The sequence below is a fragment of the Bacillus sp. GMs2/2 genome, from assembly GCF_050172095.1.
GTDB classification, from domain to species: Bacteria; Bacillota; Bacilli; order Bacillales; family Bacillaceae_G; genus Bacillus_A; species Bacillus_A cereus.
This window is the reverse complement of the sequence record NZ_JBNLYE010000322.1, coordinates 1-4,488: the sequence shown is the minus strand read 5'-3', so window position 1 is coordinate 4,488 and position 4,488 is coordinate 1. Positions and strand designations below refer to the sequence as shown.

The following is a 4,488-nucleotide window of genomic DNA, read 5'->3' as shown; positions in this document are numbered from 1 at the left end:
TATCCCAATAATTAGGATTTTTCTTCAACTGATAATTTTGTTCATGTTTCCATTGACTCATTGTAAATGGTCCATTATATACTAATTTATCTGCTTCTAATCCGTATTTATCTCCTTGTTCTTTCACATATTTTTCATTTAATGGGAAAAATGTAGGGAACGACGTAAGTTCAAGAAAATAAGGTGCTGGTTGCTCTAATTCTACTACCAACGTTTTATCATCCTTCGCTTTAACACCCAGTTGATCTAATGGTAATTCTCCTTTATTTACTTTCTGTGCATTTTTCACATCAAATAAAATGAATGCATATTCTGCCGCTGTTGCTTTATCTAATGTACGTTGCCATGCATATACAAAATCTTGTGCTCGAACTGGATCACCATTTGACCATTTCGCATCACGTAATTCAAATGTATATGTCTTTTTATCTTCACTAATCTTCACATCTTTTGCCATACCTGGTGTTGGTTTATTATCTTTATCTAGACGATATAAACCTTCCATTGCATTTACAAATACACGGAAAGATACAGAATCCGTTGATTTAGATGTATCCATTGAAGGAATTTCAGCTGTTTCTAGCAAATTTAAAACTTGTTTATCGGCCATTCCCTTATTCGATTCTTTCTTCGTTGTCGAAGCCTTCTCACCATTCCCACACCCTGCAACCAATACACTCGTCGTTAACGCAAGTGCAGCAATTGTTGTTGTCTTTCTCTTCATTCTTCCTTCCCCCAATCTATATGTATAAGTTAAATCCTATATAATGTATTTTATTATACAAAAGATTCTGATTATTTTAAATATTTATTTTAACAAACATAGAAAAAAGCGATCGGAAATTTCTTTCCAGCCGCTTTCTTGAATAGCATTTACTTGTAATCCATCCTCTATATCAAATGGATTTTGAACTTTAAATATTTCTTCCATCAGCTTCAAAAACTCTTCTTCAGTTTTAGATTCACCATTAACCATAAGTGAGTATGGTTCCACTTCACCTAATTTATAATCGACAACAAATTGAATCTTCACCTTTTGTCTTGGCGTTCCGGTGTTATATCCTTGGAATTCTACTAATTCTAACCCTTCCGTTCCACGATAATATATCCAACCTGAATTTTGAAAATAATTTTCGAAAGATTCACCTATTGAAAAGAAAGGATATTCATAAAGCGAACTTGTACGAACCTTTTGAATAACGTCTCGATCAGTCGGAAAAAAGAAATGACTAAAAAATATGCTAGCAACTGCTAAAATAGTAACGATTGTCGCTCCCATTTTGCTCGTTCCGCCGCTATCATTGATTAGATAGTTTTCAACTGATTTATCTTTTATTTCTCTTGCTTTTATTCGGTATATACGTCTTTCCGCAAATTGATAGTATAATCCATTTGCAAAAATCCCCATTCCAAACAGAATAAAAATGAGTAATAAAAACGTAAGAGGCACCATATTAATGATTGGCAACGCTACATTAAATCCCATATAATACGAAAATGCATCACACGCTACTAATAACAACATAAATAAAGCAGCTGGTACATAATACTTACGATATCCTAGCCAGCCTATATTGAAAATAGCAGCCCAACCATTCCAGCTCCACCTAGCAATCCGCTTATTCTCAAGCTCCCATTTCCTTTTGTAATACGGATATTGTCTCCCTACATATACTTCTAGTTCTTTATCTATTAACGAGCTACCTTCCTCTTGTTCATTATCCAAGTTTCGCTGACAACTTGCACAATTTAACTGTTCCTCCTCGCAAGATTGCCCACAATTTATACATTTCAAAACAATCCCTCTTCCCATTCATACGTCATTTCAAAATACCTTCGTGTTTTAATAACCACTCTTTCCTCCATAAACCACCAGCATATCCAACAAGCTTTCCACTCTTTCCTATTACACGGTGACATGGAACAATTATTGAAATTGGATTCCGACTATTTGCCCCTCCTATTGCCCGTACAGCTTTTGTATTTCCAACTTTCTCTGCAATATCTAAATATGAAGCACTTACGCCGTATGGAATAGTATAAAGTGCATCCCATACATTTTTTTGAAATGCTGTTCCCTCCGCAGACAGCGGGACCGTAAACTCTTTTCTTTTCCCTTTAAAATATTCATCTAACTCATTTATACATTGTTCTATCATTTCATTTTTATTTTCTTCTTGTCGTTCATCAACAAATATAACAGACGTAATTCCTTCTTGATTCGCTGTAATTTCAAGCAAACCTACTTCGCTTTCATAATAAGCCTGGTACATATGCCATCCTCCAATTCAGTTCATATTAGTCATTGTAACACGAATATACAAAATTTTTCGTATAAGCGTTTTATTAGAGAAACAAAAAAGAGAATGATACAATGTAAGAAAATTCAATCTAGGAGGCTATTGGATGAATTCCGAACTTTTTTCACCTTATACAATTAAGGACGTTACATTAAAAAACCGGATTGTTATGTCACCTATGTGCATGTATTCATCGGAAAACGGGGATGGCCAAGTAACGAATTTCCATCTCATTCATTATGGAACAAGAGCTGCCGGTCAAGTTGGTTTAGTTATGATTGAAGCAACAGCCGTGTTACCTGAAGGTCGAATTTCAAATAAAGACTTAGGCATTTGGGATAACAGTTTAATTGAAGGCTTACATAAAACGACTACTTTTATACATGATAATGGTGCAAAAGCTGCCATTCAACTCGCTCACGCCGGAAGAAAAGCAGAACTAGAAACAGATGCGTTAGCTCCTTCAGCCATTCCATTTAATGAAACAATGAAAATGCCAATAGAAATGAGCAAACACCAAATTAAAGATACCGTATTAGCTTTTCAGCAAGCTGCAGTACGATCAAAACAAGCTGGATTTGATGTTATTGAAATACACGGTGCTCACGGTTATCTTATTAATGAATTTCTTTCTCCGCTTTCCAATAAGCGGACTGATGAATATGGTGGTTCACCTGAAAACCGCTATCGTTTCTTACGCGAAATCATTGACTCGATAAATGAAGTTTGGGACGGACCAATATTCGTTCGTATTTCAGCAAATGATTATCATCCTGACGGGCTAACGGTTCAAGATTACGTTCAGTATACAAAGTGGATGAAAGAACAGGGAATAGATTTAATCGATTGTAGTTCTGGCGCAGTTGTACCAGCACATATTGATGTGTATCCCGGTTATCAAGTACAATATGCCAAACATATTAAAGAGCATGCTAACATTGTAACTGGTGCAGTTGGATTGATTACGACCGGAGTACAAGCAGAGCAAATTTTAAATAATAACGAAGCAGATTTAATTTTTATCGGACGTGAATTACTTCGCAATCCGTATTTTCCGAGAATAGCGGCCAATGAACTTGGCTTTGAATTGCAAGAACCTCACCAATATAAGCGAGCACCAGGAAAAATTCATACGAATAAATAAAGCCACGAAGAATATGTAAGACTGAACCTAAAATAATTAAAGATATACTACAGGACAACACATGTTGTTTAACAATGTTGTTTTAAGGTGTATCAACACTTTGCTTGATACACCTATTTTTTATGTTTTTATCACCCATTTATCACTACATTCATTAAGTGAACAAATATGTTATGTCCTTTCTTTTAAAACTGCCCTCTTTACTTTAAGTACAATACTTCACGATTTTTCCACCTAAATAAATTCACTCTCTTAAAAGTGTTATCCATGTGAAAAAATACCACCTTATTAAAGAAAGGCCTTTGATAGTGAGAGTAATAAAATAGATAAATAGAAACAACTTAGTTTATTTCTATTCAAATAACGCAACCGTTGTAGCTTGAAATTATTTATACTTGCTTTAATTGTAATATAAGTTTAGACACAGCACTGTCTAGAAAATATGTAGATTTGCAACGTTAAGAAAGTTTCAGTGAACTAAGGGGATCTAATAAGGTCAATCTCTATATACTAAAATATCATTCTCCTAGTAGGAGTCACTATATCAAAAAAGAAAATAGTAGCTTCGAACACAATTTAGACACAAAACATCCGATTCACAATTAAATATACCATTATGTTAAATGACTAAATAATACAAACGGTATGAAGAGAATTTCTAGTCTTTTCATACCGTTTTACGTTTGTTCTTAAGTTTCATACGAAATTCGTGGAAAGAAAGCAGCATCTATTTTTATAAATAAGGCTCAAAAGTTACCATACCTGACAACGGAAATATTAATATAACCCTAGTTCCCTTATTAACTTCAGAATCAATGGTAATTTTCATACCTAATTTTGAGCACAGTTTTTCGCATAGATACAAGCCCATTCCTGTACTTTTGCTAAATCTTCTTCCATTCTCTCCAGTAAATCCTTTTTCAAAAACTCTATTTATATCTTTAGTTACTATCCCTACGCCATTATCCTCTATAGTTAATATTACTGAGTTAGTTTTCTTAATTGAGTATATACGTATCATTTGTTCTTTGTTATTTGAGTACT

The 4,488-nt window shown here is 34.1% G+C and carries 5 protein-coding genes; 1 reads left to right on the top strand and 4 read right to left on the bottom strand.

Going from position 1 to position 4,488, the window contains the following annotated elements; all coding sequences use genetic code 11:
* The 3 genes from ACQGS6_RS23415 to ACQGS6_RS23405 form a co-directional block, all read right to left on the bottom strand.
* On the bottom strand, positions 1-724 hold a 724-nt coding region (locus tag ACQGS6_RS23415), incomplete at its 3' end, for an ABC transporter substrate-binding protein (protein WP_426965686.1).
* An 84-nt stretch (positions 725-808) separates the two neighbouring features.
* Positions 809-1,813 (bottom strand): DUF2628 domain-containing protein, encoded by a 1,005-nt coding sequence (locus ACQGS6_RS23410; RefSeq protein WP_080480394.1) that lies wholly within the window; start codon positions 1,811-1,813, stop codon positions 809-811.
* A 7-nt stretch (positions 1,814-1,820) separates the two neighbouring features.
* A complete protein-coding gene (locus ACQGS6_RS23405; protein WP_000283913.1) occupies positions 1,821-2,273 on the bottom strand; it encodes a methylated-DNA--[protein]-cysteine S-methyltransferase in 453 nt (150 codons plus the stop codon).
* 133 nt (positions 2,274-2,406) lie between these two features.
* Here ACQGS6_RS23405 and namA point away from each other — a divergent pair, with 133 nt between their 5' ends.
* A complete protein-coding gene (gene namA / locus ACQGS6_RS23400; RefSeq protein ID WP_426965684.1) occupies positions 2,407-3,444 on the top strand; it encodes an NADPH dehydrogenase NamA in 1,038 nt (345 codons plus the stop codon).
* 733 nt (positions 3,445-4,177) lie between these two features.
* Here namA and ACQGS6_RS23395 read toward each other — a convergent pair.
* On the bottom strand, positions 4,178-4,488 hold a 311-nt coding region (locus ACQGS6_RS23395), incomplete at its 5' end, for an ATP-binding protein (RefSeq protein ID WP_426965683.1).

Coding starts and splice junctions, on each gene's coding strand:
- ACQGS6_RS23410 (WP_080480394.1), bottom strand. CDS start 1,813: ATGGGAAGAGGGATTGTTTTGAAATGTATAAATTGTGGGCAATCTTGC.
- ACQGS6_RS23405 (WP_000283913.1), bottom strand. CDS start 2,273: ATGTACCAGGCTTATTATGAAAGCGAAGTAGGTTTGCTTGAAATTACA.
- namA (WP_426965684.1), top strand. CDS start 2,407: ATGAATTCCGAACTTTTTTCACCTTATACAATTAAGGACGTTACATTA.